General features: G+C 73.1%; 25 protein-coding genes. 14 read left to right on the top strand and 11 right to left on the bottom strand.

All coding sequences use genetic code 11. The features are described from left to right. Positions 1-38 precede the first annotated feature (38 nt). From Q0863_RS07095 to Q0863_RS07065, 7 genes are all read left to right on the top strand, one after another. The gene (locus tag Q0863_RS07095) at positions 39-818 is read left to right on the top strand and encodes a fimbria/pilus periplasmic chaperone (protein WP_298576789.1); all 780 of its coding nucleotides are present in this window, start codon (positions 39-41) and stop codon (positions 816-818) included. Beyond that, positions 806-3,175, top strand: a complete 2,370-nt coding sequence (locus tag Q0863_RS07090) for a fimbria/pilus outer membrane usher protein (RefSeq protein WP_298576787.1) — start codon at positions 806-808, stop codon at positions 3,173-3,175. Before Q0863_RS07095 ends, Q0863_RS07090 begins: the two co-directional genes overlap by 13 nt. Further along, positions 3,172-3,711 (top strand): spore coat U domain-containing protein, encoded by a 540-nt coding sequence (locus Q0863_RS07085; RefSeq protein ID WP_298576786.1) that lies wholly within the window; start codon positions 3,172-3,174, stop codon positions 3,709-3,711. Before Q0863_RS07090 ends, Q0863_RS07085 begins: the two co-directional genes overlap by 4 nt. Positions 3,712-3,759: 48 nt before the next feature. Continuing rightward, positions 3,760-4,857 (top strand): ATP-binding protein, encoded by a 1,098-nt coding sequence (locus tag Q0863_RS07080; RefSeq protein ID WP_298576785.1) that lies wholly within the window; start codon positions 3,760-3,762, stop codon positions 4,855-4,857. After that, entirely contained in the window at positions 4,847-6,256 is a 1,410-nt protein-coding gene (gene ntrC, locus Q0863_RS07075) for a nitrogen regulation protein NR(I) (RefSeq protein WP_298576783.1), read from the top strand. Before Q0863_RS07080 ends, ntrC begins: the two co-directional genes overlap by 11 nt. 62 nt (positions 6,257-6,318) lie before the next feature. Further along, the gene (locus Q0863_RS07070) at positions 6,319-6,879 is read left to right on the top strand and encodes a superoxide dismutase family protein (RefSeq protein WP_298576781.1); all 561 of its coding nucleotides are present in this window, start codon (positions 6,319-6,321) and stop codon (positions 6,877-6,879) included. Between the two features lie 44 nt (positions 6,880-6,923). Next, complete coding sequence (locus Q0863_RS07065; RefSeq protein ID WP_298576779.1) at positions 6,924-7,547, top strand: superoxide dismutase family protein; 624 nt, start codon at positions 6,924-6,926, stop codon at positions 7,545-7,547. A gap of 203 nt (positions 7,548-7,750) precedes the next feature. On the opposite strand, the gene Q0863_RS07060 is transcribed toward Q0863_RS07065, so the two are convergent. Then, positions 7,751-8,656, bottom strand: a complete 906-nt coding sequence (locus Q0863_RS07060; protein ID WP_298576777.1) for a hypothetical protein — start codon at positions 8,654-8,656, stop codon at positions 7,751-7,753. A gap of 79 nt (positions 8,657-8,735) precedes the next feature. Here Q0863_RS07060 and Q0863_RS07055 point away from each other — a divergent pair, with 79 nt between their 5' ends. Continuing rightward, positions 8,736-10,013, top strand: a complete 1,278-nt coding sequence (locus Q0863_RS07055; RefSeq protein ID WP_298576775.1) for an acetyl-CoA C-acetyltransferase — start codon at positions 8,736-8,738, stop codon at positions 10,011-10,013. Positions 10,014-10,094: 81 nt separating this feature from the next. On the opposite strand, the gene pncB is transcribed toward Q0863_RS07055, so the two are convergent. Further along, entirely contained in the window at positions 10,095-11,399 is a 1,305-nt protein-coding gene (pncB, locus tag Q0863_RS07050; protein WP_298576773.1) for a nicotinate phosphoribosyltransferase, read from the bottom strand. 102 nt (positions 11,400-11,501) lie between these two features. Here pncB and Q0863_RS07045 point away from each other — a divergent pair, with 102 nt between their 5' ends. Next, entirely contained in the window at positions 11,502-13,376 is a 1,875-nt protein-coding gene (locus tag Q0863_RS07045; protein ID WP_298576771.1) for an ATP-binding cassette domain-containing protein, read from the top strand. Between the two features lie 48 nt (positions 13,377-13,424). Here the strand turns inward: Q0863_RS07045 and Q0863_RS07040 are convergent, their stop codons facing one another. The 5 genes from Q0863_RS07040 to Q0863_RS07020 all read right to left on the bottom strand — a co-directional run bounded on the left by Q0863_RS07040 (position 13,425) and on the right by Q0863_RS07020 (position 18,241). Then, on the bottom strand, positions 13,425-13,799 hold the full coding sequence (locus Q0863_RS07040; RefSeq protein ID WP_298576769.1) for a VOC family protein: 375 nt from the start codon (positions 13,797-13,799) through the stop codon (positions 13,425-13,427). 26 nt (positions 13,800-13,825) lie between these two features. Beyond that, positions 13,826-15,064, bottom strand: a complete 1,239-nt coding sequence (locus Q0863_RS07035; protein WP_298576768.1) for an MgtC/SapB family protein — start codon at positions 15,062-15,064, stop codon at positions 13,826-13,828. 45 nt (positions 15,065-15,109) lie between these two features. Further along, positions 15,110-16,363, bottom strand: a complete 1,254-nt coding sequence (locus Q0863_RS07030; protein ID WP_298576766.1) for a heme biosynthesis HemY N-terminal domain-containing protein — start codon at positions 16,361-16,363, stop codon at positions 15,110-15,112. A gap of 88 nt (positions 16,364-16,451) precedes the next feature. Then, positions 16,452-17,423, bottom strand: a complete 972-nt coding sequence (locus tag Q0863_RS07025; RefSeq protein ID WP_298576764.1) for a hypothetical protein — start codon at positions 17,421-17,423, stop codon at positions 16,452-16,454. A 47-nt stretch (positions 17,424-17,470) separates the two neighbouring features. Continuing rightward, a complete protein-coding gene (locus tag Q0863_RS07020; RefSeq protein WP_298576762.1) occupies positions 17,471-18,241 on the bottom strand; it encodes a uroporphyrinogen-III synthase in 771 nt (256 codons plus the stop codon). A 70-nt stretch (positions 18,242-18,311) separates the two neighbouring features. Here Q0863_RS07020 and Q0863_RS07015 point away from each other — a divergent pair, with 70 nt between their 5' ends. From Q0863_RS07015 to Q0863_RS06995, 5 genes are all read left to right on the top strand, one after another. Further along, positions 18,312-18,779 carry a YiiD C-terminal domain-containing protein gene (locus Q0863_RS07015; protein ID WP_298576760.1) on the top strand — a complete coding sequence of 156 codons (468 nt, stop codon included), beginning with the start codon at positions 18,312-18,314 and terminating at the stop codon, positions 18,777-18,779. 32 nt (positions 18,780-18,811) lie between these two features. Further along, positions 18,812-19,255 (top strand): hypothetical protein, encoded by a 444-nt coding sequence (locus Q0863_RS07010; protein ID WP_298576758.1) that lies wholly within the window; start codon positions 18,812-18,814, stop codon positions 19,253-19,255. Positions 19,256-19,373: 118 nt separating this feature from the next. Beyond that, on the top strand, positions 19,374-19,811 hold the full coding sequence (locus Q0863_RS07005) for a rhodanese-like domain-containing protein (RefSeq protein WP_298576756.1): 438 nt from the start codon (positions 19,374-19,376) through the stop codon (positions 19,809-19,811). A gap of 56 nt (positions 19,812-19,867) precedes the next feature. Continuing rightward, positions 19,868-20,395: a protein-export chaperone SecB gene (gene secB / locus Q0863_RS07000; protein WP_298576755.1), complete on the top strand. Its 528-nt coding sequence runs from the start codon at positions 19,868-19,870 to the stop codon at positions 20,393-20,395. Positions 20,396-20,398: 3 nt separating this feature from the next. Continuing rightward, entirely contained in the window at positions 20,399-21,436 is a 1,038-nt protein-coding gene (locus Q0863_RS06995) for an NAD(P)H-dependent glycerol-3-phosphate dehydrogenase (protein ID WP_298576754.1), read from the top strand. A gap of 267 nt (positions 21,437-21,703) precedes the next feature. Here Q0863_RS06995 and Q0863_RS06990 read toward each other — a convergent pair whose 3' ends face one another. The 4 genes from Q0863_RS06990 to Q0863_RS06975 form a co-directional block, all read right to left on the bottom strand. Continuing rightward, complete coding sequence (locus tag Q0863_RS06990; protein ID WP_298576752.1) at positions 21,704-22,264, bottom strand: diffusible signal factor-reguated Ax21 faimly protein; 561 nt, start codon at positions 22,262-22,264, stop codon at positions 21,704-21,706. Positions 22,265-22,484: 220 nt separating this feature from the next. Next, on the bottom strand, positions 22,485-23,198 hold the full coding sequence (locus tag Q0863_RS06985; protein ID WP_298577074.1) for an AraC family transcriptional regulator: 714 nt from the start codon (positions 23,196-23,198) through the stop codon (positions 22,485-22,487). 334 nt (positions 23,199-23,532) lie between these two features. Further along, entirely contained in the window at positions 23,533-24,036 is a 504-nt protein-coding gene (locus Q0863_RS06980) for a tRNA (cytidine(34)-2'-O)-methyltransferase (protein ID WP_298577072.1), read from the bottom strand. Between the two features lie 9 nt (positions 24,037-24,045). Next, the gene (locus tag Q0863_RS06975; protein WP_298576750.1) at positions 24,046-24,753 is read right to left on the bottom strand and encodes an SDR family oxidoreductase; all 708 of its coding nucleotides are present in this window, start codon (positions 24,751-24,753) and stop codon (positions 24,046-24,048) included. Positions 24,754-24,799: the final 46 nt, after the last annotated feature.

Below are 24,799 nucleotides of genomic sequence, written 5' to 3'. Positions count from 1 at the left end.
GACTGCCGCGGCAGTCCCGCTTCCTGCGGGGATTTCCCTTGAAAGTCGAACGACAACGCGCCTGGCGCGCGGTCGTCGCCGCGTGCCTGGCGTTCAACGCCCTGGCCGCCGGCAGCGCCACCGCCGCCGAGTTCAGCCTCAATCCGACCCGGGTCCACCTGGACCGGGCGCGCGCGATCGAGACCCTGGTGCTCGGCAATGCCGACCAGCGCCCGCTCAGCTTCGAGGCGTCGGTCAAGCGCTGGACCATGGCCGCCGACGGCAGCTGGCAGCTCGAACCCAGCGATGAGGTGGTGGTGCATCCGCTGGTGTTCACGGTGCAGCCCGGGCAGCAGGCGCGGCTGCGCGTGGGTACGCTCGCCCCGGCCGTCAGCGCCGAGCGGGCCTACCGCGTCGAGCTGCAGCAGCTGCCTACGGGCGGCGGCGATGGCGTGCAGGTCGAGGTGCTCACCCGCCTGAGCGTGCCCGTGTTCGTGCAGCCTGCCGCGCAGCCGGAGCCCGCCCCCGCCGCGGAGGCCGGCCTGGCCGCCGCCGCGCTCGGCGCGGACGGCCTGCAGCTGACCGTCGCCAACGCCGGCACGCACTACCTGCCGCCCCAGGAGGCCCGCCTGCGCCTGCTGGACGCGGACGGCGACACCCTGCGCGAGCTGCCGGTCACGGTGGGCTACGTGCTGGCGGGCGCGCGCCTGCCGCTGCCGGCGCAGGCCGTGCCGGCCGGTGCCTGCGCGCGAGCCGCGCGGGTGGAACTCGAACTCCCCGAAACCGGCGCGACCCTCGCCGCCGCGCTGCCGGCCGATCCGCGCGCATGCGGCGGCTGAAGCGGCGCCGCCAGCTCCGGATTTCCGCTGCCGTCGCCCTGCTGCTGGCCTCGACCGCGTTCGCGCAGGTGCGCGACGAGGTGCTGCTGCTCGACCTGTGCCTCAACGCACGCTGCAGCGGCATCGCCGCGGTGGTGGTGCGCGGGGAGCGGGTACTGGTCGACCGCGAGGCGCTGCTGGCCGCCGGCCTCGATCCCACCGCGCTGCCGGCCGAGCGCATCCAGGGCCGCGACTTCGTCGAAGCCGCGGCGCTGGGGCGCGGCATCGAGGTGGTGGTGGACCGCGACAACCTGCGCCTGGACCTGCGCCAGCGCCCGGCGGACATGCCTGCGCAGTCGATCGACCTGCGCACGCGCGGCCGCGCCGCGCCGTCGTCCCCGTCCTGGACCGCCTTCGCCAACTACGCCGCGACCCTGGGCGACGGCGGCGCCGAGGGCACCCGCGCCGGTCTCGAAACCCTGTTCGTGGACGCCGCCATCGGCCGTGGCCCGGCGGCGCTGCGCAGCACCGCGATCCGCGACCGCAGCTTCGGCTGGCGCCGCGGGCTGAGCCGGATCGAGATCGACCAGCCGTCGAGCCTGCGGCGCTGGACGATCGGCGACCAGGTCGCCGTGGCGCGCGATCCGCTCGGCGGCGGCGCCCTGCTCGGCGGCGTCGGCGTGGCCCGCGCCTTCGACCAGGACCCCTACCTGGTGACCTTCCCGCAGCCGTTCTACCAAGGCGTGATCGAGACGCCGGGCGTGGTCGAGGTCTATGCCAATGGCGCCCTGATCGGGCGCCGCCCGGTCGAGGCCGGGCCGATCAACCTCGACAACCTCGGCGTGCCGCCCGGCCGCAGCGACGTGCGCGTGGTGATCCGCGACCCCTTCGGCAACCGCCAGGACCTGGCCAGCGCCAGCTACTACGGCGGCACCGGGCTGCTGGCGCCGGGCCTGTCGGACTACGCACTGCGCGTGGGCGCGGTGCGCGGCGGTGATCGCGATGACGACTACGGCGATGCCGCGGCCTGGCAGGCCTGGTACCGGCGCGGGCTGAGCGACCGCCTCACGCTCGGCGTGCGCGGCGAGGGCGACGACGCCTTCGCCAATGCCGGGTTCGATCTCGCGCTGCGCACCGACATCGGCGAGTTCGGCGCGGCGCTCGCGCGCAGTCGCGACGACGACGCCGGCAGTGGCCATGCGACCTCGCTCAGCTACAGCTACGGCGGTCCGCGCGCGGGCCTGTCGCTGGGCGTGCGCCGCTTCAGCGAAGGCTACCGGCTGCTGGGCTCGCCGTTCGACCTCTTCGGCGCGCGCCTGCGCGAGGACGCCTACGGCACCCTGTCCTGGTCGCCGGCCAGCCGGATGTCGCTGCAGCTGGGCTACGGTCGCCAGCGGCGCGAGGGCCTGGCGGCCGAGCGCAACGCCAGCCTGTCCTCCACCTGGCGGCTGTCGCCGGGCAGCCAGCTGCTGCTGGCCGTGCAGCGCAGTGAAGGCCTGTACGAGGACCTGTCGGCGCTGCTCAGCCTCAGTGTCGCGCTGGACCGCCACAGCGTCTCGTTCAGCGCCCGCGAACAGCGCCTCCGCGCCCCGGGCCAGGCGGAGACGCGCAGCCACGGCTACGGCGTGGACGCGCGACGCTCGCGCCCGGTCGGCACCGGCTGGGGCTACGACCTGAGCCTGCAGCACGACGCCATCGGCAACAGCGGTTTCGGGCAGGTCGAGTACCAGGGCCGGCATGGCCGATATGCGCTGCAGGGCAGCCACTTCGGGGGCCGCAGCGATGCGCGCCTGCTGCTGAGCGGCGCCGTGGTCGGCGTTGGCGGTCGCGCGTTCGCCACCCCGCCGATGGAAAGCGGCTTTGCGCTGGTGCGCGTGCCCGGCGTGGCCGGCGTGCCGATCCTGCGCGAGAACCAGGCCGTCGGCCGCACCGACGCGCGCGGCGACCTGCTGGTGCGCGACCTGATTCCCTATTACGCCAACCAGGTCGCGCTCGACCCGGCGCAGGTGCCGCTGGACCACGAGATCATCAATGGCGCCACGCAGCTGTCGGTGTTCCGCAACACCGGCGCGGTGGCCGTGCTCGACGTGCAGCCGCTGCGCGCGCTGTCGGGCCTGCTGCACCTGCGCGATGCCGGCGGCACGCGCCCGGCCGCGTTCGGCCTGCTGCACCTCGAGCACGCCGGCAGCACCTACACCAGCCCGCTCGGCGCGGGTGGCCGCTTCTACTTCGAACAGCTGCCGCCCGGCCGCCACCGGGCGCGCGTGGAAAGCGAAGGCGCCATCGCCGAATGCGCGATCGAAGTGCCCGCCGCGCAGGCTGCGGGCATCCATGACCTGGGGATCGTCGAATGCATCGCCCCACAGGGGGAACCATGACCCGCGCGCCATCCCGATCCCGCCGCCCCGTCCGGCCGCAGGCACGTCGCGTGCGGCATGCGCGCCTCGTCCTGGCCTGCCTGCTGGCCGCCGCCGGCGGGCTCGCGCAGGCCGGCGACTGCCGGGTCTCGGCCACCTCCATCAACTTCGGCAGCTACGACCCCGTCACCGGGACCGGCCCGGTGGACAGCACCGGCGGCGTGCGCGTGGATTGCAGGGCGACGTACTGGCTGGAGGATATTTTCGGCGTGTATGTCGACATCGCCCTGGGACAGGGCAGCTCGGGCACCTACGCCGCCCGCACCCTCCGCCAGGGTCCGTCGATCCTGCAGTACAACCTGTACACCGATGCGTCGCGCACCACCGTGTGGGGCAATGGCGCCGGCGGCACGCAGATCGCGGGTGGCACGGTGGGAGGGTGGTGGACGGGGCAACCCTGGCAGCGAAGCTTTCCTGTCTTCGGGCGGATTCCCCCCGGACAGGATCCGAACATCGGCCCGCACGGCGACACCATCACGGTTGTCGTGACGTTCTGAGTGCCGGCGCGTCGGCCCCGCGTCCCCGCAAAGCACTATATTGGTGCAATGCCGCCACCCGTCCCTGCCGATGCCGTACTCGATACGCTGGTCACCCCGGTGCTGCTGGCCGACCGGCATGGCCGCGTCACCCGCTGCAACCAGGCCTTCGCGCGCTGGCTGGGCGTCAGCCAGAAGCGCCTGCCCGACCAGCCGCTGGTGGCGCTGGAGGCCGAGGGCGACAGCCTGCGCAGCGCGCTGCAGGCGCTGGACGATGCCGACGGCCCGCGCCGGCTGCGGCGCGTGGCACTGGCCTTCCTGGGCGGCGAGCCGCGCTTCGCCGACGTCTGGCTGACCCGCGAAGCCGACGGCGGCACCCTGCTCGAGGCGCATCCGGTCGACGAGTTCCCCGGCGAGGATCCGACCCGCGCGCTGCCGCTGGCGCTGTCGGCCGCGCTCAAGGGCCTGGCCCACGAACTGCGCAACCCGCTGGCCGGGCTCAAGGGCGCGGCGCAGCTGCTGGGCCGGCGCACGGTGGATGCCGACGCGCGCGAGCTGGTCAACCTGATCGCCTCGGAAGTGCAGCGGCTGACCCAGCTGGTCGAGCAACTGCTCTCGCCGGCGCCGCCGCGCCCGCACGAGCCGCTCAACATCCACGGCGTGCTCGAGCAGGTGGTGCGCCTGGCTGAGCAGGAAGCGGGCTGGGCGGTGCGCCTGGCGCGCGACTACGACCCCAGCCTGCCGCCGCTGCGCGGCGATCCGGACCGGCTGGTGCAGGCGGTCTGGAACCTGGTGCGCAACGCCATCCAGGCCGGCGCGGCCAACGTCAACCTGCGCACCCGCGCCGAGTACGGGGTGCGCATCGGCGAGCAGGTGCATCCGCTGGCGCTGCGCATGGAAATCGTCGACGACGGCCGCGGCGTGCCCGAGGCGCTGGCCGAGCAGATCTTCCTGCCGCTGGTGTCCGGCCGCGCCGACGGCAGCGGGCTCGGCCTGGCGATGGCGCAGCAGGTCGCGCGCGAGCATCGCGGCTCGCTGGCCTACCGTTCGCGCCCCGGCCATACCGTATTCACGCTGCTGTTGCCGCTGTCCCCGGACGACGGCGACGGCGATCCGGATTCCGCCACCGACGTGGCCGTGCAGCGAGGGGGCGAACATGAGCGGTGAAGCCGCATCCGTGTGGGTGGTCGACGACGACCGTTCGGTGCGCTTCGTGCTGGCGACCGCGCTCAGCGACGCCGGCTACGCCGTTTCCGGCTTCGACTCGGCCGATGCGGCGCTGTCCGCGCTCGATTCCCGCGCCACGCCGCAGCTGCTGTTCACCGATGTGCGCATGCCCGGCGAGGACGGCCTGAAGCTGCTGGAGAAGATCAAGCAGGCGCACCCGGAGCTGCCGGTGGTGGTGATGTCGGCCTATACCGACGTGGCCAGCACCGCGGGCGCGTTCCGCGGTGGCGCCTACGAGTTCCTGTCCAAGCCCTTCGACCTGGACGAGGCGGTTGGGTTGGCGGCGCGCGTGCTGGGCGAGCGCGCCGAAGCCGGTGCCGAGGCGGCGCCCGACTTGGAACCGGCCGGCGACGTGCTGGTCGGCGATTCGCCGGCGATGCGGCAGCTGTTCCGCGCGATCGGGCGCCTGGCGCAGGCGCCGCTGAGCGTGCTGGTCACCGGCGAGACCGGCACCGGCAAGGAACTGGTCGCGCGCGCGCTGCATCGCGAGTCGCCGCGTGCGCGCCAGCCGTTCGTCGCGCTCAACACCGCCGCGATCCCGGCCGAACTGTTGGAAAGCGAGCTGTTCGGGCACGAGGCGGGCGCGTTCACCGGTGCCGCGCGCCGCCATATCGGCCGTTTCGAGCAGGCCGACGGCGGCACCCTGTTCCTGGACGAGATCGGCGACATGCCGGCCTCGCTGCAGACCCGGCTGCTGCGGGTGTTGGCCGAGGGCGAATTCTTCCGCGTCGGCGGGCGGGAGCTGATCCGCGTGGACGTGCGCGTGATCGCCGCCACCCACCAGGACCTGGAGACGCTGGTGCAGGAAGGCCGATTCCGCGCCGACCTGCTGCACCGCCTGGACGTGGTGCGCCTGCGCCTGCCGCCGCTGCGCGAGCGGCGCGGCGACGTGCCGGCGCTGGCCGAGCGCTTCCTGCACGGCGCCGCCGAGCGCTTCGCCGCCGCGCCCAAGCGCTTCTCCAAGGCCGCGACCGAGCGGCTGCTGGCGCACGACTGGCCGGGCAACGTGCGCGAACTGGAAAACCTGTGCTGGCGCCTGGCCGCGCTGGCGCCGGCGGACACGATCACCACCGCCGACCTCGACGGCATGCTGCAGGCCGGCCGGCCCGGCGCCGGCAGCGAGTGGGATGGCGTGCTCCGCGCCTGGGCACGCGAGCAGCTGGCCGCGGGCGCGAGCGACCTGCATGCGCACGCCCGCGAACGCTTCGACCGGGCCCTGCTCGAGGCCGCGCTCGAGCACACCGGCGGACGCCGCACCGAGGCTGCGACCCGGCTTGGACTCGGTCGCAACACGGTCACGCGCAAACTCGGCGCCAGCCGTCGCCCGCGCCGCGGTTGAACCCCGCGCGGCGCGGATGGTCCCAACGCTTCCGCAGCCAGTCCCGAGCCATGCCCCCATCCATGTCCCGATCCCCCCATTCCCGCGGCCTGTTGCTGGCCGCCTGCACGGCCGCGCTGCTGGCCGCCTGCGCTTCCGCCCCCCGACCCGCAGCCGGACCGGCGCCGCCGCCGCCGCGGCAGATCGCCGAAGCGGGTACGGTTACGCGCGCCATCGCCAACCTGGCCTCGGCCTCCGGCAGCCTGGTGAGCGGGCGCATGGTGATGGTGCAGGCCGCCGAAGGCGTGCGCGTGCGCGGCCAGGTCGGTGGCCTGGTGCGCAACGGCGCGCACGGCCTGCAGGTGCACGAGCGCGGCGACTGCAGCGCGGTCGACGCGCGCAGCGCGGGCCGCTACTACGATCCACTGGCGGGGGCACGCCAGGATGGCGCGGTCGGCACCAGTCCCGGCCGCATCGTCGCAGATCCCGAGGGCGTGGCCACGGTCGACCTGCTGCTGCGCGGCGCGGTGCTGGGCGGCGGCGCGGACAACGACATCCTCGGCCGCGCGCTGCTGGTGCTCGGCGCGACCCCTGGCGCGATCAGCGCGCGCGTGGCCTGCGGCGTCATCACTGCCGGCAAATGACGATCGGGCTACCCTCGCGTCCCCATTCGCGAGGAGATCCCGCCATGCGCCACGCCCGGCTGCTGCTGTTGCCCGCCGCCCTGCTGCTTGCCGCCTGCCAGCCGCAGGCACCGGCCGAACCCGACCCGGTCGACGCGCCTGCCGCACCGGCCGAAGCACCGGCGTCTGTGGAAGACGCGGCCGCGACCGGCAATGCCGACATGATGCGCGAGGCGGTTTCCGCCCGTGCCAGCGCCACGCTCCAGGCCACCGAGGGCAACAGCGTCGCCGGGACGCTGGAGTTCACCTCGGTCGATGGCGGAGTGCGGGTGACCGGCCAGGTCACCGGCCTGCAGGGCGGCGAGCACGGCTTCCACGTGCACGAGAACGGCGACTGCAGCGCGCCCGACGCCAGCAGCGCCGGCGGCCATTTCAACCCGGCCTCCACCGCGCATGGCCGCGTCGGCCAGGGCGAACACCATGCCGGCGACAGCGACAACATCAGCGCCAACGCGCAGGGCGTGGCCACCGTCGACACCCTGCTGCAGGGCGTGACCCTGGGCGATGGGTCCGGCACCGACATCGTCGGCAAGGGCGTGATCGTGCACGCCGATCCCGACGACTACACCACCCAGCCAACCGGCAACGCCGGCGGACGCCTGGCCTGCGGCGTGATCGCGGCGCAGTAGTCTCCGTTCCTGCGGTGGCCCCCGACCCTTCCTCGCGCGCGGGGGAGGGCGAGGGACGGACCGCTACCGCCATCGCGTCGACTCGCCCCGCAAGGGGCGACGCGCAGGGGAAGGGGCGGGGTGGAACGGGTCGTGCGCGACGATTGCGCCTTTGGGCCCCCTCCGTCCGTGAGGGAGGGTCGAGGGACCGTAGCGTCGCTTTCCTACAGCGTCCGCGCGTCCACCGCGGCATCGGCCTCAACGAACACCACGTCGATGCCGTGCGCGCCGAGCACCGCGGCCAGCTGGCGCTGGCGCGTCTCGAAATGCCCGAACATGCGCCGCAGCCGCTCCGTGTCGTCGCTGTCGGGGCGGTAGCGTTCGCGCCACGCCGCTGGCGAGAACAGCGCCATCCGCGCCTCGCCACCCGCATAGTGCAGCACCGGTTCGGGTACCGCATCCAGCAGCGCCTCGTGCTGCGGCGACAGCAATGCGGTCTCGATCAAGGGCCACAGCGGCGCCAGCCCGAGGTGCTCGTACTGCAGCGCGACCATGGCCGCCAGGTCGTGCAGGGTCAGGCAGCGGGCATGCTCGATGCGGGCCTCGAACGCGTCCTGCAGCAGCAGGGCGGTATCGGCCTGGGCCATGCCGGCGTCGAGCAGGCGGATCTCGAAGGCCTCGGCCACGTCGCCGGCCACCTCCGGGTCGCCGTGCAGCAGGAATGGCAGCACGCGCAGGCTGCCGCCGCGCAGCGCGGGCTCGTCGGCCAGCGGCTGCGGCACCTCGCCCCCGGCATCCGCGCCGAAGGCGATGATGCGCGGCTCGCCACCGCCACGCGGCGCGCGCGCATGCAGTTCCATCAGCCGCCGGTGCAGCGGCCAGCCCGGTCGCAGGGCTTCGGCCGGATCGAAGTGCGCGGCAGCCAGGCACAGGTCGAGCCTGCGCACGTCCGGCACCAGCGCGGCGAGGTCGCGGCCGAGCAGCGCGGCCAGGCGCGCGCCCTGGTCCTGGGCCAGCGCCGCGCGCCCGATGCGGCTGCCCGGCGCCAGCTCCAGCGCCACCAGGCCGGCGACGATGTTGCCCGGCAGGCGCGCGGCAGCATGCGCGCCGCCAATGTGATCCTCGTTCATCGGCCCATTCGCCACGGTACGTTAGACTCGCCGATTATGCCTGCCGCCGCCGGCGGGCCCGCACCCGAGAGGTCCCACGATGCTGCAAGGTCGTCCCGTCGCCGTGCTGGGCGGCGTCCGCATTCCGTTCTGCCGCCAGAACACCGCCTACGCGGACGTGGGCAACCTGGGCATGTCGGTGCGCACCCTGGGCGCCCTGGTCGAGAAGTTCGGCCTGCACGGCCAGCAGCTCGGCGAAGTGGCGATGGGCGCGGTGATCAAGCATTCGTCCGACTGGAACCTCGGCCGCGAGGCCGCGCTGTCCTCCGGCCTGTCGGCGCTGACCCCCGGCATCACCCTGCAGCGCGCCTGCGGCACCTCGCTCGACAGCCTCAACCTGATCGCGACGAAGATCGCCACCGGCCAGATCGAGTCGGGCATCGGCGGCGGCTCGGACACCACGTCCGACGTGCCGATCGTCTACGGCAAGTCGCTGCGCCGGCGCCTGCTGGACGCCAACGCGGCCAAGACCACCCAGGGCAAGCTGGCCGCGTTCAAGGGATTCCGCCTGCGCGAACTCAAGCCCGACTTCCCCGGCGTGGCCGAGCCGCGCACCGGCAAGTCGATGGGCGAGCACTGCGAGGACATGGCCAAGGAATGGAACATCTCGCGCGACTCGCAGGACGAGCTGGCGGTCGCCTCGCACCGCAAGCTGGCCGCGGCCTACGAGCGCGGGTTCTTCGACGACCTCGTGGTGAGCTTCCGCGGCGTCGCGCGCGACAACATCCTGCGCCCCGACACCTCGCTGGAGAAGCTGGCCACGCTCAAGCCGGCCTTCGACAAGGTGTCCGGCCGCGGCACGCTGACGGCCGCCAACTCCACCCCGCTCACCGACGGCGCCGCCGCCTGCCTGCTGGCCAGCGACGCCTGGGCCGCCGCGCACGGCCACGAGGTGCTGTGCCACATCCGCGACGTGCACGTGTCGGCGGTGGACTTCGTCCATGGCGAAGGCCTGCTGATGGCGCCCACCATCGCCGTGGCGGAGATGCTGGCGCGCAACGGCCTGGCCCTGCAGGACTTCGATGTCTATGAGATCCACGAAGCCTTCGCCGCGCAGGTACTGTGCACGCTGCGCGCCTGGGAGAGCGAGGACTACTGCCGCGCCCGCCTGCACCTGGACGCGCCGCTGGGCCGCATCGATCCGGACAGGATCAACCCGGTCGGCTCCTCGCTGGCCGCCGGCCATCCGTTCGCCGCGACCGGCGCGCGCATCGTCGCCACTGCCGCCAAGCAGCTGAAGGAACGCGGCGGCGGCCGCGCCCTGGTCTCGATCTGCACCGCCGGCGGCATGGGCGTGGTGGCGATCCTCGAGCGCTGAGCGCGGCCGGCGCCGGCCGCGGATGCGGCGGCGCGGGGCGTTATCCGCGGTTGCGGGCGCCCTCGATCGACGCCTGCGCCGCTACACCAGCACCGGTGCCTCGCTGCGGCCGTCGCCGCCGAACACGCGCAGGTAGCGCTTGATCTCGTCCGGATCGCCGGTCGCCTTGGCGGGATTGTCGGACAGCTTCACCGCCGGGCGGCCATTGGCTTCGGTGACCTTGCACACCAGCGAGATCGGATCGAGCGCGGCGGTGGCGAACGGCGCGCAGTCGCGGAAGTCGTTGGTGAGGTTGGTGCCCCAGCCGAAGCTCATGCGCACCCGCCCGTGGAAATGCCGGTAGCTGCGCTCGATCGAATCCACGTCCATGCCGTCGGAGAAGATCAGCAGCTTGTCGCGCGGATCGCGCCCGCGCTCGCGCCACCACGCCATCACCTGCTCGCCGGCCGCGATCGGCGGCAGGCTGTCGGGACGGAAGCCGGTCCAGTCGGCCACCCAGTCCGGCGCGTCGCGCAGGAAGGCGGCGGTGCCGAAGGCGTCGGGCAGCACGATCAGCAGGTTGCCCGAATACAGCTCGCGCCACTCCTCGAGCACGCGGTAGGGCGCGGCGCGCAGGGCCTCGTCGCCGTCGGCCAGCGCCGCCATCACCATCGGCAGCTCGTGCGCGTTGGTGCCGATCGCCTCCAGGTCGCTTTCCATCGCGATCAGCACGTTGGAAGTGCCGATGAAGCGCTCGCCCAGGCCTTCCTTCAGCGCTTCCACGCACCAGCGCTGCCACAGGAACGAATGCCGGCGGCGCGTGCCGAAATCCGAGAGCACCAGGTCCGGCAGCTGGCGCAGCCGTTCGAGCTTGGCCCACAGCTTGGCCTTGGCGCGCGCGTAGGTGACATCGAGCGCGAAGCGGCCGCGGCCCTGCAGCGCGGCGCGCACGCGCAATTCGTTGACGATCGCCAGCGCCGGGATCTCCCACAGCGTGGTCAGCATCCACGGGCCGGGGAAACGCAGCAGGTATTGGCCGTCGCGCCGGGACAGCTCGTACTCGGGCAGCTGCACCTGCGCCAGCCACGCCAGGAATTCCGGCGCGAACATGTGCTGGCGGCCATAGAAGGTGTTGCCGGCCAGCCAGATCAGCTCGCCGCGGGAAAAACGCAGGCTGCGCACGTGGTCGAGCTGGGCGCGCAGCTCCTCCTCGGGGATGTCGTCGGCCAGGCGCACGCTCCGGCTGCGGTTGATCAGCTCGAACGTCGCCTGCACGTCCGGATGGCGCCGCCAGATCATCTGCAGCATCAGCAGCTTGTAGAAGTCCGTGTCCAGCAGGCTGCGGACGATCGGGTCCAGGCGCCAGCCCTGGTTGTAGGCGCGGGTGGCGAGATCGGTGTGGAGCATGCGCAAGTGTGCCGGCAACGCGTGTCGCGTCGGCCATAGCCTACGCGACGCCACGGCGGGCGCGGCGCGCCTGCCGACCGGCCGCCCCGGTAGAATTGCGCCATGTCCCTACTCCAACTCCAGCGCGTCGACTATGGCGTCGGCGGTCCGCTGCTGCTCGAACACGTCGACCTCTCCATCGAATCGGGCGAGCGCGTCTGCATCGTCGGCCGCAACGGCGCCGGCAAGTCCACCCTCATGCGCCTGATCGCCGGCGAGCTCAGGCCCGACGACGGCGAGGTCCGCCTGCAGTCGGGCGTGGTCGTGGCGCGGATGGCGCAGGAAGTGCCGGCCGACGCGCACGGCACCGTGTTCGACGTGGTCGCGCAGGGCCTGGGCGAGCTCGGCGAGCTGCTGGCGCGCTACCACCATGCGCTCGACGCCGGCGACATGGCGGCCATGGGCGAGGCGCAGACCCGGATCGAGGCCCGCAACGGCTGGGACCTGGACCGCCGCATCAACCAGGTGATCGAACAGCTCGAACTGCCCGGCGATGCCGACTTCGCCGCGCTCTCGGGCGGCATGAAGCGGCGCGTGCTGCTGGGCCAGGCGCTGGCGCGCAAGCCCGACATCCTGCTGCTGGACGAACCCACCAACCACCTCGACATCGAGGCCATCGCCTGGCTGGAAGGCTTCCTCAGGTCGTTCGCCGGCAGCCTGCTGTTCGTCACCCACGACCGCAGCTTCCTGCGCGCGCTGGCCACGCGCATCGTCGAGATCGACCGCGGCCAGCTGACCAGCTGGCCCGGCGACTACGACAACTACCTGCGCCGGCGCGAGGAGCGCCTGCATGCCGAGGCGATGGAGAACGCGCGCTTCGACAAGCTGCTGGCGCAGGAGGAAGTGTGGATCCGCCAGGGCATCAAGGCGCGCCGTACCCGCAACGAGGGCCGGGTGACCGCGCTCAAGGCGCTGCGCCGCGAGCGCGCGCAGCGGCGCGAGCTGTCGGGCAACGTGAAGATGGAGGCGGCCGCGGCGCAATCCTCCGGCAGGAAGGTCATCGAGGCGACCGGCATCCACCATGCCTATTCGGGCCGGGTGCTGCTCGACGACGTGTCGACCACGATCATGCGCGGTGACCGGGTCGGCCTGATCGGCCCCAATGGCGCCGGCAAGTCGACCCTGCTGAAGATCCTGCTGGGCGAACTGGCGCCGCAGCGGGGCGAGGTGAAGCAGGGCACCGGCCTGCAGGTCGCCTACTTCGACCAGCACCGCAGCCAGCTCGACGAGTCGCTGACCGCGCTGGAGAACGTGGCCGAGGGCCGCGAGTTCGTCGAGATCAACGGCGCGCGCAAGCACGTGATCGGCTACCTGCAGGACTTCCTGTTCACGCCCGAGCGCGCGCGTGCGCCGATCACCCGCCTCTCCGGTGGCGAACGCAACCGGCTGCTGCTGGCCCGCCTGTTCGCGCAGCCGTCCAACCTGCTGGTGATGGACGAACCGACCAACGATCTCGACGTGGAGACGCTCGAGCTGCTGGAGGAGCTGCTGCTCGACTACAAGGGCACGCTGCTGCTGGTCAGCCACGACCGCGACTTCCTCGACAACGTGGTCACCAGCACCCTGGTGCTGGAAGGCGACGGCCGGCTCGGCGAATACGTCGGCGGTTACACCGACTGGCTGCGGCAGCGGCCGGCGCCGGGCGCCACCACCGTCGCCACCGTCGCCGCCAGGCCCGCACCAGCGCCCGCGCCCCCAGCGGCGGCGCCGCCGCCCAGGCGCAAGCTCAGCTACAAGGAAGCGCGCGAGCTCGAACAGCTGCCGGCGCTGATCGAACGGCTGGAGGCCGAGGTCGCCGCGCGCGGCGAGGCGATGAACGATCCGGCCTATTTCCAGCAGGACAGCGCGGCGATCACCGCGGCCAACGACGCGCTGTCGACCCTGCAGGCCGAACTCGACGCGGCCTACGCGCGCTGGGCCGAACTCGACGCCGGCTGAGCTGGCTTCGCGTCAGCGCGTTTCGCCGGGGCGCGCTGGCGTGCATGTTCAGTGCCCGGGCGGCGGCGCGTCAGGCCACTGGCGGAAGTTCACGCAGACGGTCGTGCCGTCGAGCATCGCGAACTCGCGCGCACCCCAGGGCTTGCGCTCCACCCGGCTGGCATCGGGATGCAGCAGCTGCGGCGCGCGCGCCGCCATCTCGCGGTACACCGCATCGACATCGTCGGTCTCGATCGCCAGTTCCGGCCGGTCCTTCGCCGCGTACTCGGGGCTTTCGACCAGATAGGCCTTGGCGCCATCGCGCGAGACCACGGCCATCGTCGCGTCGCGGTAGTCGACACCGAAGCCGAGCGCCTCGACGAAGAAATCGAGGCCGTCCTGCAGCCGGTCGTAGAAGATCTTCGGGATCAGCTTCTGGAACATGGCGCGCTCCGTTGCGATGGTCCTCGCTAGCCTGCGCCGGTGGCCGCCGCCGCGGCAAGCGTGGTCGCCGACAGCCCGAGCGCCACGCGCAGCCCGAACGCGCGACCGCCGCTGGCGAACGCCACCACCGACTTGGCCACGGTGCTCGCCGCGAGCAGGCCGACCAGCGCCCAGCGCGCCTGCGCCACGTCGATGGTGCCGTTGGCGAACAGCGTGGCCACGCCCGCCACGGCGGCATGCAGTTCGGCCAGCGCGGTGAGCATGGCGGCGACGAGCGCCGCGCCGGGTCCCAGCCACTGCGCCGCCAGCTGCGAGAGGAACAGCACTCCCGCGATCAGCGCCGCCAGGCCCAGCGCCTGTCCGATGCGGAACATGCGCGTGTCGGCCGTGGGCGGCGGCACGTCGACATGGCCACCGCGATGCAGGCCCAGCCCCGCGCCGGCCAGCAGCACCGCCGCCGCGGCCGCGAGCGGCCATGCGGCGGCGCGCAGCAGCGCCGGCGAGACCGCCAGCAGCACCGGCACGAACAGGCTCAGCGAGGCCAGGTTGGACAGCATCGTGGCGCCCACCGCGGACGTGAGCAGCGCCGGCTGCGCCCGGGTGCGTTGGCCGAAGCCGGCGGTGGCCGCGGTCGAGGACACGTAGCCGGCGAAGAAGCCCGACAGCAGCAGGCCCCAGCGGACGCCGACCAGGCGCAGCGCGATGTGGCCAAGCGCGCCGATCGCCATCACCAGCACCACCAGCTTCCACACCGTGGCCAGGTTGATCGCACCGTGCGGACCGATCGGTGCGTCCGGCAGCAGCGGCAGCACGATCAGCGCGAAGGCCAGCAGCACCAGGCCGTCGCCGATCTCGCGGTCGCTGAGGTGCTCGCGGCTGAAATGGTGCAGGCGCGGCTTGGCGTAGATCAGGATCGCGACCAGCACCGCCAGCGCAGCCGCCACGCCCGGCGCGCGCATCGCAAGCCCGCCCAGCAGGGTGCTGCACAGCATCGCGACCTCGGCGGTGATGCCGGTGTCGTGCGCGCTGGTGCGCAGGTAGCTCAGCGCCGCGAAGCTGCCACCCAGCAGCAGGGTGGCGATGAAGGCCGGGACGCCGATCCACAGCGAGACCGCGCCGGCCAGGGCCAGCAGGGTGTGCGTGCGCAGGCCCGCGGCAATGGCGGGGTCGTCGCGTTTGCGGCGCTCGTAGGGCAGGCCGATCAGCAGCCCGGCGCCGAGCGCGGTGGTCAGCGACAGCAGGGGCAGCGCGGACGCATCGGGCATCGGTCCACTATGCCACGCGTGCGGCCGCCGGCCGGCGCTGCAGGGCTACTCGCGCAGGCGCGGCAGGCCGTGCTCGTCGCGGTCCTCGACCAGCGCCTCGTCGGCGATCCGCTCGTGCAGTTCGCGCGGCGGCAGCGGCACCACCGCCTGGCCGCGGCTGGCGGCCAGTGCGTTGGCGTAGCACTGGCGCGCGCGGTATTCATCGCCGCTGCGCGCGTAACCATCGCCCAGCGCCTCCCAGGCATCGCTGCCGCCGCCCTGGGCAAGGGCGCGGTGCAGGGCGGCTTCGGCCTGCGGCCAGTCGCCGCCGTCCTGGGCGAGGCGGGCGAGGGCCGACAGCAGCGCCGGGCTGCCCGGATGGGCCTTGAGCCAGCGCTCGACCTGGGCGCGGCGATGCTCCACGCGTCCCACCGGCAGCTGGGCGTAGCGGCCGGCCAGGCCTTCGTCCCAGCGCGTGTCCAGGGCGTGCTCGATGCTGCGGGTGGCCGCGTCCTCCCAGCCGAAGGCGGCGGCGCGGCCGGCATAGGCGTCGACCACGGCCGGTTCGGTCTTCAGGGTCTTGGGCAGGGCATCCCAGCGTTCCGCCAGCGCATTGGCGTCGGGCGCCTCGCGCAGCGAGGCTTCGGCCCAGGCCAGTTCGCGCTCGTCCAGCATCGACGCCGGCCAGGCGTGCTGCTTGCGCAGCGCGCCGAGCAGACCCCAGGCTTCGGCCGCCTGGCCGTTGGCGGCCAGGGCTTCCGCGCGCAGCGCCAGGCCGCGCGGCGGCAGCGGCTGCGCCGCAGGGGCGTCGAGCGCGACCAGCGCATCGGTCGGCCGCTGTTCGCGCAGCGCCAGCTCGGCCGTGGCGATCGCGCGCAGCGCCGGGTGGCGTTCGCCGAAGCCGGCCAGGTGCGTGCGTGCGGCGGCGTGGTCGCCGCGCGCCACCGCGGCTTCGGCGGCGCCCAGGCGGGCCGCCGATTCCACGCGTTCGTCCTCGGCAGCCTGCGCCAGCAGCTTCTCGGCCCGCGACCAGTGGCCCTGGTGCAGCGCGTCAAGACCGTCGCCGATGCGCGCACGGGCGCGGGTGTCGCGGTGCCTGCCCCAGGCCCGGAACGGCAGCGCCAGCAGCGTCCACAGCAACCACAGCGCGAACGCGGCGGCGAACAGCAGGGCCACGGCGACCAGCACGGTGGTGGTGTAGTCGTAGCCGCGCCAGCGCACCAGCACGGTGCCCGGGTCCTGCGACAGCAGCAGTTGCGCGGCCAGGGCGCCGGCCAGGGCCAGCACGAGCCAGAGCAGCAGGGTGCGGAACAGGTTCATGGCAGCATCCTCGTCGTCCAGGCGTTCCGGGCAGCGGCCAGACTCGCGTGCCGCGTGTTGAGGTGGCGTGGACGCGCTGAATGCACGCTCAGCCGCCGCGCTGCCGGCGCAGCTGCTCCAGCGTGCTGCCCAGGGTGGGCAACTGCAGCGACAGCGGCTGCGCCTGCAGGGCCTGCAGCGCGGCGCGCTGGCGCTCACGCCCGGCCGATCCGGGCCATAGTCGCACGACCCAGCCGTCGGCGCGGGCCAGCGCGGCGCGGTAGGCGTCCTCGTCGCGGCGCTCGATGGCGGCGCGCGCCAGCCCGAATTCGAGCTGCAGCGCGGCCAGCCCGGCGGCGCGGTCGGCCGGATCGCTCGCCACCGCCGAGGCGGTGGGGCGCACGTCCACCAGCCGCGACAGGGTCCGGTCCCACCACGCCCGTGCGCGGGCCGGCGCGGCCTGCCGGGGCAGCGCCGGGAGGGAGGCGGCGAACGCCTCGAGGCGGCCGGCGGCGATGGCGCCGGGGTCCTCTCCCAGCGCGTCGAGCGCGGCGCGCTCCTGCGCCAGCGCCTGGCGAAGGTCGAGCCGGGCATGGTCGGCGACGCCGTCCAGCAATTGCGCCGCCAGCGCGTAGGCGCGGCGCGCGCCGTCCAGGTCGCCCGCCAGCAGCAGCCGCTGCTGGCCTTGGGCGAGCAGCAGTTCGACCTCGTCCAGGCGCAGCGCCTGGCCGGCATGCAGCGCGGGGTCGGCGAGCTTGCGCACGCTGTCTTCCATCAGCGCGGCGCGCTGGCCGAGGCCGATCAGTTCCTCGCGCAGCAGGCGGTTGGTGGCTTCGGCCTGCTGCAGGCGCGCGGTCTGCGCGCGCTGGTCGCGGCGCAGCGCGTCGGCGCGCTGTTCGAGCGCGTCGATGCGCAGGCGGTCGCCGGCCGCGATCTCGGCCTGCGCGGCCTGCGCCGCGTTCCACCGGTAGGCCGCATAGGCGCCCAGCGCCAGCAGCGCGGCCACGACCAGCAACAGCCAGGGGCGGCCGGCACTGCGGCGTGGCCGCGACGTGTCGGGGGAGGGGGCGCTGTCGCTCATCGGGATTGCGGACTTGGGGGGCTGCGCATGCTATCGGAGCTGGAACGTCAGTCGCACGCCGCGGCGGCCGCGGCCAGCAGCGAGGCCGGCCGCGCATCGGTGGCCAGGTGCACGTCGGTGAAGCCCGACGCGCGCGCCAGCGCGGCGAGCCGCTGGCTCGCGGCCAGCACCCGCGCCTGGCGCAGGCGCGACAGCAGCCCGGCCGGCAGCGACTGCAGCAGCCGCTGCAGCGCTTCGCCGCTGCTCAGGGCCAGGCAGGCCGGCCCGTCCAGCGCGCGCAGCCGGGCCAGCGCCACCGGCGAGGGCGCAACCGGGATCCGCGCATAGACCTCGGCGCGCAGCACGCGCGCGCCGCGCGCCGCCAGCGTCGGTGCGATCACGCCGCGACCGCCGGGTGCGGTCACCATGCCGACGCTGCGCCCGCGCAGCTGCTGCAGCGCCGGCAGCGACAGCAGCCCTTCGCTGTCCATCCGCGACGGCGCCGCCACTTCCGCGACGCCGGCGCGGCGCAGGGCCGCCGCGGTGCCGGCGCCGACCGCCACCCACGCCTGCTCGCGCCGGGTGCGCAACCGCCGCAGCGCGGCCGCCGCGTGCACGGCGGCCGGACTGGTGAACAGCACGACATCGGCCTGCAGCGCCTCGGCGAGCGCGGCGCGCGTCGCGCGGTCGTCGCGCGCTTCGATCCGCCATGGCGACAATGCGAGTACGCGCATGCCGTGCGCGGCGGCGGCGCGGCGCATCGGGGCGTGGCCGCCGACGGGGCGCAGCGAGATCACGTAGCATGCGCGCTGCTTCGGCGCGGTGGTGTCCTGCGGCATGCTGGCCAGCTTGGTCGCTGCTCCCGCGCGTCGCAAGCACCCGACGTCCTCTCTCCGGATTCCCTGGCGCATGACCGACCTGTCCGACGGTGCCCTGCACCGCCTCCAATCGCAACTGCTGGCGATGCCGCCGGCGCGCGCGCTGCAGCCGCGCGTGGACGGCTACGCGCAGGGGCGGTTGCGGCTGCACGCGCCGCTGTCGGCCAACGTCAACGACAAGGGCAGCGCGTTCGGCGGCAGCCTGGCGTCGCTGATGACGCTGGCGGCCTGGGGCCTGACCGCGCTCCAGGTGGAGCAGGCCGGACTCGATGCCGAGGTCTACGTCGCCGACGCGCAGCTGCGCTACCTGACCCCGCTGCGCGCCGACCTGCTCGCCGAAGCGTGGATCGAGGCGGACGGGGGTTGGGCGGTGTTCCTGTCCACCCTGCGCAACCGTGGCCGCGCACGCGCCACGCTGCAGGCGCAGGTGCTGCTGCCGGACGGCGGCGTCGCCGCGCAGGCGTCGTCGCGCTACGTGGCGATCCCGCGGCGCGGCTGATCCGGACAGTTGGCGCGCCGGCGGCTGCTAGCATGACGGCGACGACCAGCGGGGGAGTGGCGATGCGCGGATGGCGACTGTGGTGGATGGCGTGCGCGGTGCTGCTGCTGGCCGGCTGCGCCAGCACCGGCAAGGAGATGTCCGCGCTGCAGCGCGCGCAGTATTCGTGGTCGGCCGCGATCCGCTGGAACGATTTCGAGGGCGCCTGGAACCTGGTCGACCCCGACTGGCGCGAGGCCCATCCGCTCGACGACCTGCAGCTCGAGCGCTACCGGCAGATCCAGGTCTCGCACTACCGCGACCTGGCTTCCAGCCCCGGCGAATCCGAGGCGATGCGCGAGATCGAGATCGGCGTGATCAACCGCCACACCATGGCCGAACGCACCGTGCGCTACACCGAGCAGTGGCGCTACGACGCGGAGAAGGAAACCTGGTGGATCACCGGCGGGCTGCCGGACTTCTGGGCGGGCGAATAGCGCTCCGGCGCGCGGCCGGTCCCGTGCGCCGGCGGCAGGCGCGGCCCCTGTAAGGGCGCCGGCCCGCCGCCGCGCCCCTGTGCGACAATCCCGTCCCCTTCCGCACAGCCGATCCGCCGTGGACTTCCAGGAATTGATGGCCTTCGCCGGCCGCAACCAGATGCTCGCGCTGGCCTTCGCCGGCCTGACGGGCGCGATCATCGTCACCGAAATCGCACGCCTGACGCGCAGCTTCAAGGTGGTGCGCCCGGCCGAGGTAACCGCGCTGGTCAACCGCGACAACGCCCTGGTCGTCGACCTGCGCGCGATCGCGGACTTCGAGAAGGGCCACATCCCCGGCTCGAAGAACGTGCTGATGAGCCAGTTCGACCCGGAGAACAAGCGCCTGGCCGCGGCCAAGGGCCTGCCGGTGGTGCTGGTGTGCAAGACCGGGCAGAGCGCCGGCGAGGCCGCCAAGCGGCTGAAAAAGGCCGGCTTCGAGCGCGTGTTCGTGCTCGACGGCGGCATCGGCGGCTGGCTGCAGGCCGACCTGCCGCTGGCCAAGGGCCGCGGCTGAGTTTCGAAGTGCGATAATCGCCCTCTTTCCGACCCAGATACCGGAGCAGTACCAGGATGTCCGACCAAGCCCTCAATGGCGGCGCCGAGCCCGCGCAGCAGCCCACCGGCCCGCAGTTCAGCGTCGAGAAGATCTACGTCAAGGACGTCTCGTTCGAGTCGCCCAAGGCGCCGCTGGTGTTCAACGAGCAGACCCAGCCGCAGATCAACATGAACCTCAACCAGCGCGTCCAGCGCCTGGGCGAGAACGCCTACGAAGTGGTGCTGGGCGTGACCCTGACCTGCACCGCCGGCGAAGGCGACGGCAATTCGGTGTACATGGTCGAGGTGCAGCAGGCGGGCGTGTTCGGCCTGGCCGGCTTCGAACCCAACGTGCTCGACGCGCTGCTCGGCACCCAGTGCCCGAACGTGCTGTATCCCTACGCGCGCCAGCTGATCGGCGAACTGATCCAGGCCGGCGGCTTCGCCCCGTTCCTGCTGCAGCCGATCAACTTCGACGCGCTGTATGCCGAAGGCCTGCGCCAGCGCCAGGCGCAGCAGCCCGGCGGCGACCTGGCCAGCAGCGAGACGGCCGGCAACGCCTGATCGATGTCCAGCCCGACCGTCCGGGTCGCGGTCCTTGGCGCGGGCTCATGGGGTACCGCGCTTGCTTCGCTGATCGCCCGCCACGGCCATCCCACGATCCTGTGGGGCCGTGACGCGGCGGTCGCCGAGGCGATCGACCGGCGCCACGAGAATCCGCGCTACCTGCCCGGCATCCCGCTGCCGGCCTCGCTGCGCGCGACCACCGACCTCGCCGCCACGGTGCGCGAGGCCGACCTGGTGCTCGTGGTCGTGCCCTCGCACGCCTTCACCGAAACCCTGCATGCGCTGGCGCCGCTGCGCCCGGCGCGTGCCGGTGTGGCCTGGGCGGCGAAGGGCTTCGAGCCCGGTTCGGGCCGCTTCCTGCACGAGGTCGCGGCCGACGTGCTGGGCGAGGACGTGCCGCTGGCGGTGGTCACCGGACCGTCGTTCGCGAAGGAAGTCACCCTCGGCCTGCCGACCGCGGTGACCGTGCAGGGCGACGATGCGGTGTTCGTGCAGCAGGTGGCCGACGTGCTGCATGGCCCGGAGTTCCGCGCCTACACCGGCAGCGACATGCGCGGCGCCGAACTCGGCGGCGCGATGAAGAACGTGCTGGCCGTGGCCACCGGCGTGGCCGACGGCATGGAACTGGGCCTCAACGCCCGCACCGGCCTGGTCACCCGCGGCCTCAACGAGATGCTGCGGCTCAACGCCGCGATCGGCGGCCGCCCGGAAACGCTGATGGGCCTGGCCGGCCTCGGCGACCTGGTGCTCACCTGCACCGGCGACCTGTCGCGCAACCGCCGCCTGGGCCTGGCCCTGGGCCGCGGCAAGAGCGTGGCCGAGGCGGTGCGCGAGATCGGGCAGGTGGTCGAATCGGTGCAGACCGCCGACGAAGTCATGCGCCTGGCCGACCGCTACGGCCTGGAATTGCCGATTTCCAGCAACGTGCGCGACGTGCTGCACGGCGACATCACCCCGGCCGAAGGCCTGGCCCGGCTGATGGCCCGCGAGCGCAAGCCCGAATACGCCGAAGCGCTGTTCGAACAGTCCGAGCGCTGACCGCGCCGGACCGGTCCCGGTGCCACACCGGGCGCCCTGGTGCCGACGACGTCCCCTGGATTCAAGGCATGCCGCCGCGCAGGCGGGTGCAGTCCCGTATCGAGCCGCATCGCGGCGCGTCCGGGCGGCCAGGCCCGACGATCCCCACGGGAACCGGCCCACAAAAAAGCCCGGCCGTTTCCGGCCGGGCCACGCGCGACGTCGGGAGAGAGGGAGGGCAACGCCGCGTGCTGACTGGATGGGGGCGATGCCGCCCTTTTCCAGCCCTTACCAGGTAAAGCGCGGTCCGACGAACCAGGCGGTGTCGCCGTCGCTCACTTTCACGTCGCCATTGAGGCCCCAGTTCCGGTTGAACTGTACGGTGGCGCCCAGGCGGCCGTAGAAGTCGCCGTCGATCTCGTCGCCATCCTGGTAGCCGGCCAGCGCATAGCCTTCGAAATTGCTCGCAAGCGCGCCGCGCGCGCCGGCTTCCACGCTCCAGCCGTCGGCGCTGCCGAGGCTGCCGAAATCGACCTTCTCGTACGCCACGCGGGTGAGCAGGTCGGCGCGCGGGGAGATCTCGTGGTTGTAGCCCAGGCCGACGCGCCACTGGTCGGCGTCGATGCCGGTGTCGTCGAATTCCTGGTTCGAGTAATCGCCGAACACGTGGAAATTGGGGTGGAACGCGACCGAGGCGCGGGTGCCGAAGCCGTCGGCATCGGGCAGGCCGTCGCTGAGGTTGGTGGCGGCGTAGCCGGCCTCGACGTAGTTGTAGGACACGCCGTCGGCGGCGGTGGCCGCGAACGGGAGCGCGGCGGCAAGGGTCATGGCGACCAGGGAACGCTTCATCGGCTTCCTCTTGTTCTGCAGTCGGGGAAAAAGGGCCGCCCCGGGCGGGAGGGGGAGGGAGCCAACCGTCGGGGAAAACGGTTCCACCCGGGGCGGCAAGCGGATTCTGGTCACCGCGGCGCAACCCCGGCTGAATACTGAACTGGACGGTTCATGAAATCTTACGTTTCGATCCCGGCCACGGCGCGCGACGCGCCCGCGGACCCCCGCACGGAGTGGTTCAGCGCCGCGCCAGTGCCCGGTAATCGCGCGGCGGCATGCCCACGGTGCACTTGAACTGGCGCGCGAACGCGCTCTGGTCGGAGAAGCCGCAGGCCTGGCCGATCTCGGCGATGCTGGCCCCGGTATGCAGCAGGCGCATCGCCGTCTCGATCCGCAGCTTGGTCAGCATCTGCTGGGGGGTGATCTGGAACACGCGCTTGAACAGCCGCTCCAGCTGCGACACCGAGACGCCCGCGATCGTGGCCAGGGTCTGCACCCGCAGCGGGTCGTGGAAATGGGCCTGCATGTGGCTTACCGCCTGCTGCAGGCGCGCGTACGAGGAATGCTGGTTGTCCGGCTGCCCCAGGTCGCGGGAGATGCCGATCAGGCCGGCGATGCGCCCGTCCTGGTAGAGCGGCTGCTTGAAGGTCAGGCACCAGCCGCGCATGCGGTTGGGATAGAGCTGCAGTTCCAGCAGGTTCTCGATCACCTCGCCGGCCAGCACGCGGCGGTCCTGGGCGATGTAGGTGGCCGAGAGGCTGGCCGGGTACAGCTCCAGCACGCTCTTGCCGAGGATGTCCTCGCGCCGCGGCAGGCCCAGGCGCTGGATCAGGGTCTGGTTGACGTGCGCGTAGCGGCAGTCGGCGTCCTTGACGAAGAACACCACGTCCGGCAGCGGATCGAACAGGCTCTGCAGTTGCTGGGGAAGCAGGGGGACGTCGATGGCGGCGATCTCGCGGACGGGCGACGCGGCAATGGCGCCAGCGCGAGAACGGACCGGACGGCGCCGTCTCGCGGCCTCCGGCATTATGCCTGTTGCCGCGCGAGGCCGGCTCGTCGCTGCCTGCCTCGACGATGGCTTACCGGAACGCCCGATACGGGCTGGCGGCTCCGATCCGCCGATGGCCGCGGCCGGGGGGCGCGGTCGCCGCGGGCACCGGCCGACGTGCGGATTTCAGCATCCGCTGCGGTGGATCCGGCGCTGGTGACCGGCGATCAATGGCAAGAAGGCGGCCCGCCCGCGCTCCGCGGGATGGCGCCGTGACACCCGGCGCGGTCGCCGAGCCTCAACCGCCTCCTTCGAAGCCCAGCTGCCGCCACGCCTCGAACGCCACCACCGCCACCGCGTTGGACAGGTTGAGGCTGCGGTTGTCCGGCCGCATCGGCAGGCGCAGGCGCTGGGACCCGGGCACCCGCGACAGCACCTCCGCGGGCAGGCCGCGGGTTTCGGGTCCGAAGAGGAAGGCATCGCCCGCCGCGTAGCGTGGCTGGTCGTAACGCACGCTATTGCGCGTGCTGAGCGCGAACAGGCGCGGCGGCGCGATGGCCGCCAGCGCCGCGTCGAGCGAATCGTGCACCCGCAGCGTGGCGTACTCGTGGTAGTCCAGGCCCGCGCGCCGCAGGTTGCGGTCGTCCAGGTCGAAGCCCAGCGGGCGGATCAGGTGCAGGCGCGCGCCGGTGTTGGCGCACAGCCGGATCACGTTGCCGGTGTTGGGCGGGATCTCGGGCTGGAAGAGCAGCAGGTCGAACACGGGTCGGGCCGCGGATGCAGGGCGCTCATTGTCGCCCAGGCGCCGCCGTCACCAGGCCATGGCCCGCCCTTGCCAGTCCAGGAACTGCCCGCTGTCGCCCGGCTTCAGGCCCGCGACCACGCGCAGGATCCCGGCGGCGGCGTCGGCCGGCGCCAGCGAAGCTTTCTCGCCGCCCATGTCGGTGCGCACCCAGCCCGGGTGCAGCGCGGCCACGACGATGCCGCGATCGGCCAGCGCATGCGACAGCAGCACGGTGGCCATGTTCTGCGCGGCCTTGCCCATGTTGTAGCTGGGCGTGCCGAAGCGCGTGGTCGTGCCGATCGATCCCAGTTCCGAGGACAGGTTGACCACGCGCGCGCCGTCGGCGAGCAGCGGCGCCAGCGCCTGGGTGAGCAGCAGCGGGCCGGCCGCGTTGGTGCGGAAGCTGTCCTCGAAATTCGGCAGGGTGAGGTGGCCGAAGCGTTCGCCAGAATGCAGCACGCCGGCGTTGTTGATCAGCAGGTCCAGGCGTCCCTCGTCGCCCAGCACCAGCGGCAGTTCGCGGGCGAGTTCGGCATGCGTGCGTGGCGCCGCCACGTCCAGCGGCAGCACGTGCAGCCGCCCCGGATGCTCGCCGGCCAGCTGGTTGAGAGCGGTCGCCTTGCCCGGATGCCGGCAGGCGGCGACCACGTGGCGGCCCGCGGCCAGCAGCTGGCGGACGAACTCCAGGCCGAGGCCGCGGTTGGCGCCGGTCACGAGGGCAGGGTGGTCAGGCATGGCGCCAGTGTGCGCCCGCACCGGTGCATGGGGCGTGGTGGGGGAC

The sequence above is a fragment of the uncultured Luteimonas sp. genome, from assembly GCF_947492465.1.
Classification (GTDB): domain Bacteria; phylum Pseudomonadota; class Gammaproteobacteria; order Xanthomonadales; family Xanthomonadaceae; genus Luteimonas.
Note: the sequence above shows the minus strand (reverse complement) of the source record. Positions and strands in the feature narration are given on the sequence as shown.

What these genes read in the sequence shown, in the direction of transcription:
- Q0863_RS07080 (WP_298576785.1), top strand. Translation starts at nt 3,760, where the DNA reads ATGCCGCCACCCGTCCCTGCCGATGCCGTACTCGATACGCTGGTCACC.
- Q0863_RS07035 (WP_298576768.1), bottom strand. Translation starts at nt 15,064, where the DNA reads ATGCCCGATGCGTCCGCGCTGCCCCTGCTGTCGCTGACCACCGCGCTC.
- ntrC (WP_298576783.1), top strand. Translation starts at nt 4,847, where the DNA reads ATGAGCGGTGAAGCCGCATCCGTGTGGGTGGTCGACGACGACCGTTCG.
- Q0863_RS06995 (WP_298576754.1), top strand. Translation starts at nt 20,399, where the DNA reads ATGTCCAGCCCGACCGTCCGGGTCGCGGTCCTTGGCGCGGGCTCATGG.
- Q0863_RS07085 (WP_298576786.1), top strand. Translation starts at nt 3,172, where the DNA reads ATGACCCGCGCGCCATCCCGATCCCGCCGCCCCGTCCGGCCGCAGGCA.
- Q0863_RS07020 (WP_298576762.1), bottom strand. Translation starts at nt 18,241, where the DNA reads ATGCCGCAGGACACCACCGCGCCGAAGCAGCGCGCATGCTACGTGATC.
- Q0863_RS07055 (WP_298576775.1), top strand. Translation starts at nt 8,736, where the DNA reads ATGCTGCAAGGTCGTCCCGTCGCCGTGCTGGGCGGCGTCCGCATTCCG.
- Q0863_RS07045 (WP_298576771.1), top strand. Translation starts at nt 11,502, where the DNA reads ATGTCCCTACTCCAACTCCAGCGCGTCGACTATGGCGTCGGCGGTCCG.
- Q0863_RS07060 (WP_298576777.1), bottom strand. Translation starts at nt 8,656, where the DNA reads ATGAACGAGGATCACATTGGCGGCGCGCATGCTGCCGCGCGCCTGCCG.
- Q0863_RS07010 (WP_298576758.1), top strand. Translation starts at nt 18,812, where the DNA reads ATGACGGCGACGACCAGCGGGGGAGTGGCGATGCGCGGATGGCGACTG.
- Q0863_RS07070 (WP_298576781.1), top strand. Translation starts at nt 6,319, where the DNA reads ATGTCCCGATCCCCCCATTCCCGCGGCCTGTTGCTGGCCGCCTGCACG.
- Q0863_RS07065 (WP_298576779.1), top strand. Translation starts at nt 6,924, where the DNA reads ATGCGCCACGCCCGGCTGCTGCTGTTGCCCGCCGCCCTGCTGCTTGCC.
- Q0863_RS07025 (WP_298576764.1), bottom strand. Translation starts at nt 17,423, where the DNA reads ATGAGCGACAGCGCCCCCTCCCCCGACACGTCGCGGCCACGCCGCAGT.
- Q0863_RS06990 (WP_298576752.1), bottom strand. Translation starts at nt 22,264, where the DNA reads ATGAAGCGTTCCCTGGTCGCCATGACCCTTGCCGCCGCGCTCCCGTTC.
- Q0863_RS06975 (WP_298576750.1), bottom strand. Translation starts at nt 24,753, where the DNA reads ATGCCTGACCACCCTGCCCTCGTGACCGGCGCCAACCGCGGCCTCGGC.
- Q0863_RS07090 (WP_298576787.1), top strand. Translation starts at nt 806, where the DNA reads ATGCGGCGGCTGAAGCGGCGCCGCCAGCTCCGGATTTCCGCTGCCGTC.
- pncB (WP_298576773.1), bottom strand. Translation starts at nt 11,399, where the DNA reads ATGCTCCACACCGATCTCGCCACCCGCGCCTACAACCAGGGCTGGCGC.
- Q0863_RS07015 (WP_298576760.1), top strand. Translation starts at nt 18,312, where the DNA reads ATGACCGACCTGTCCGACGGTGCCCTGCACCGCCTCCAATCGCAACTG.
- secB (WP_298576755.1), top strand. Translation starts at nt 19,868, where the DNA reads ATGTCCGACCAAGCCCTCAATGGCGGCGCCGAGCCCGCGCAGCAGCCC.
- Q0863_RS07030 (WP_298576766.1), bottom strand. Translation starts at nt 16,363, where the DNA reads ATGAACCTGTTCCGCACCCTGCTGCTCTGGCTCGTGCTGGCCCTGGCC.
- Q0863_RS07040 (WP_298576769.1), bottom strand. Translation starts at nt 13,799, where the DNA reads ATGTTCCAGAAGCTGATCCCGAAGATCTTCTACGACCGGCTGCAGGAC.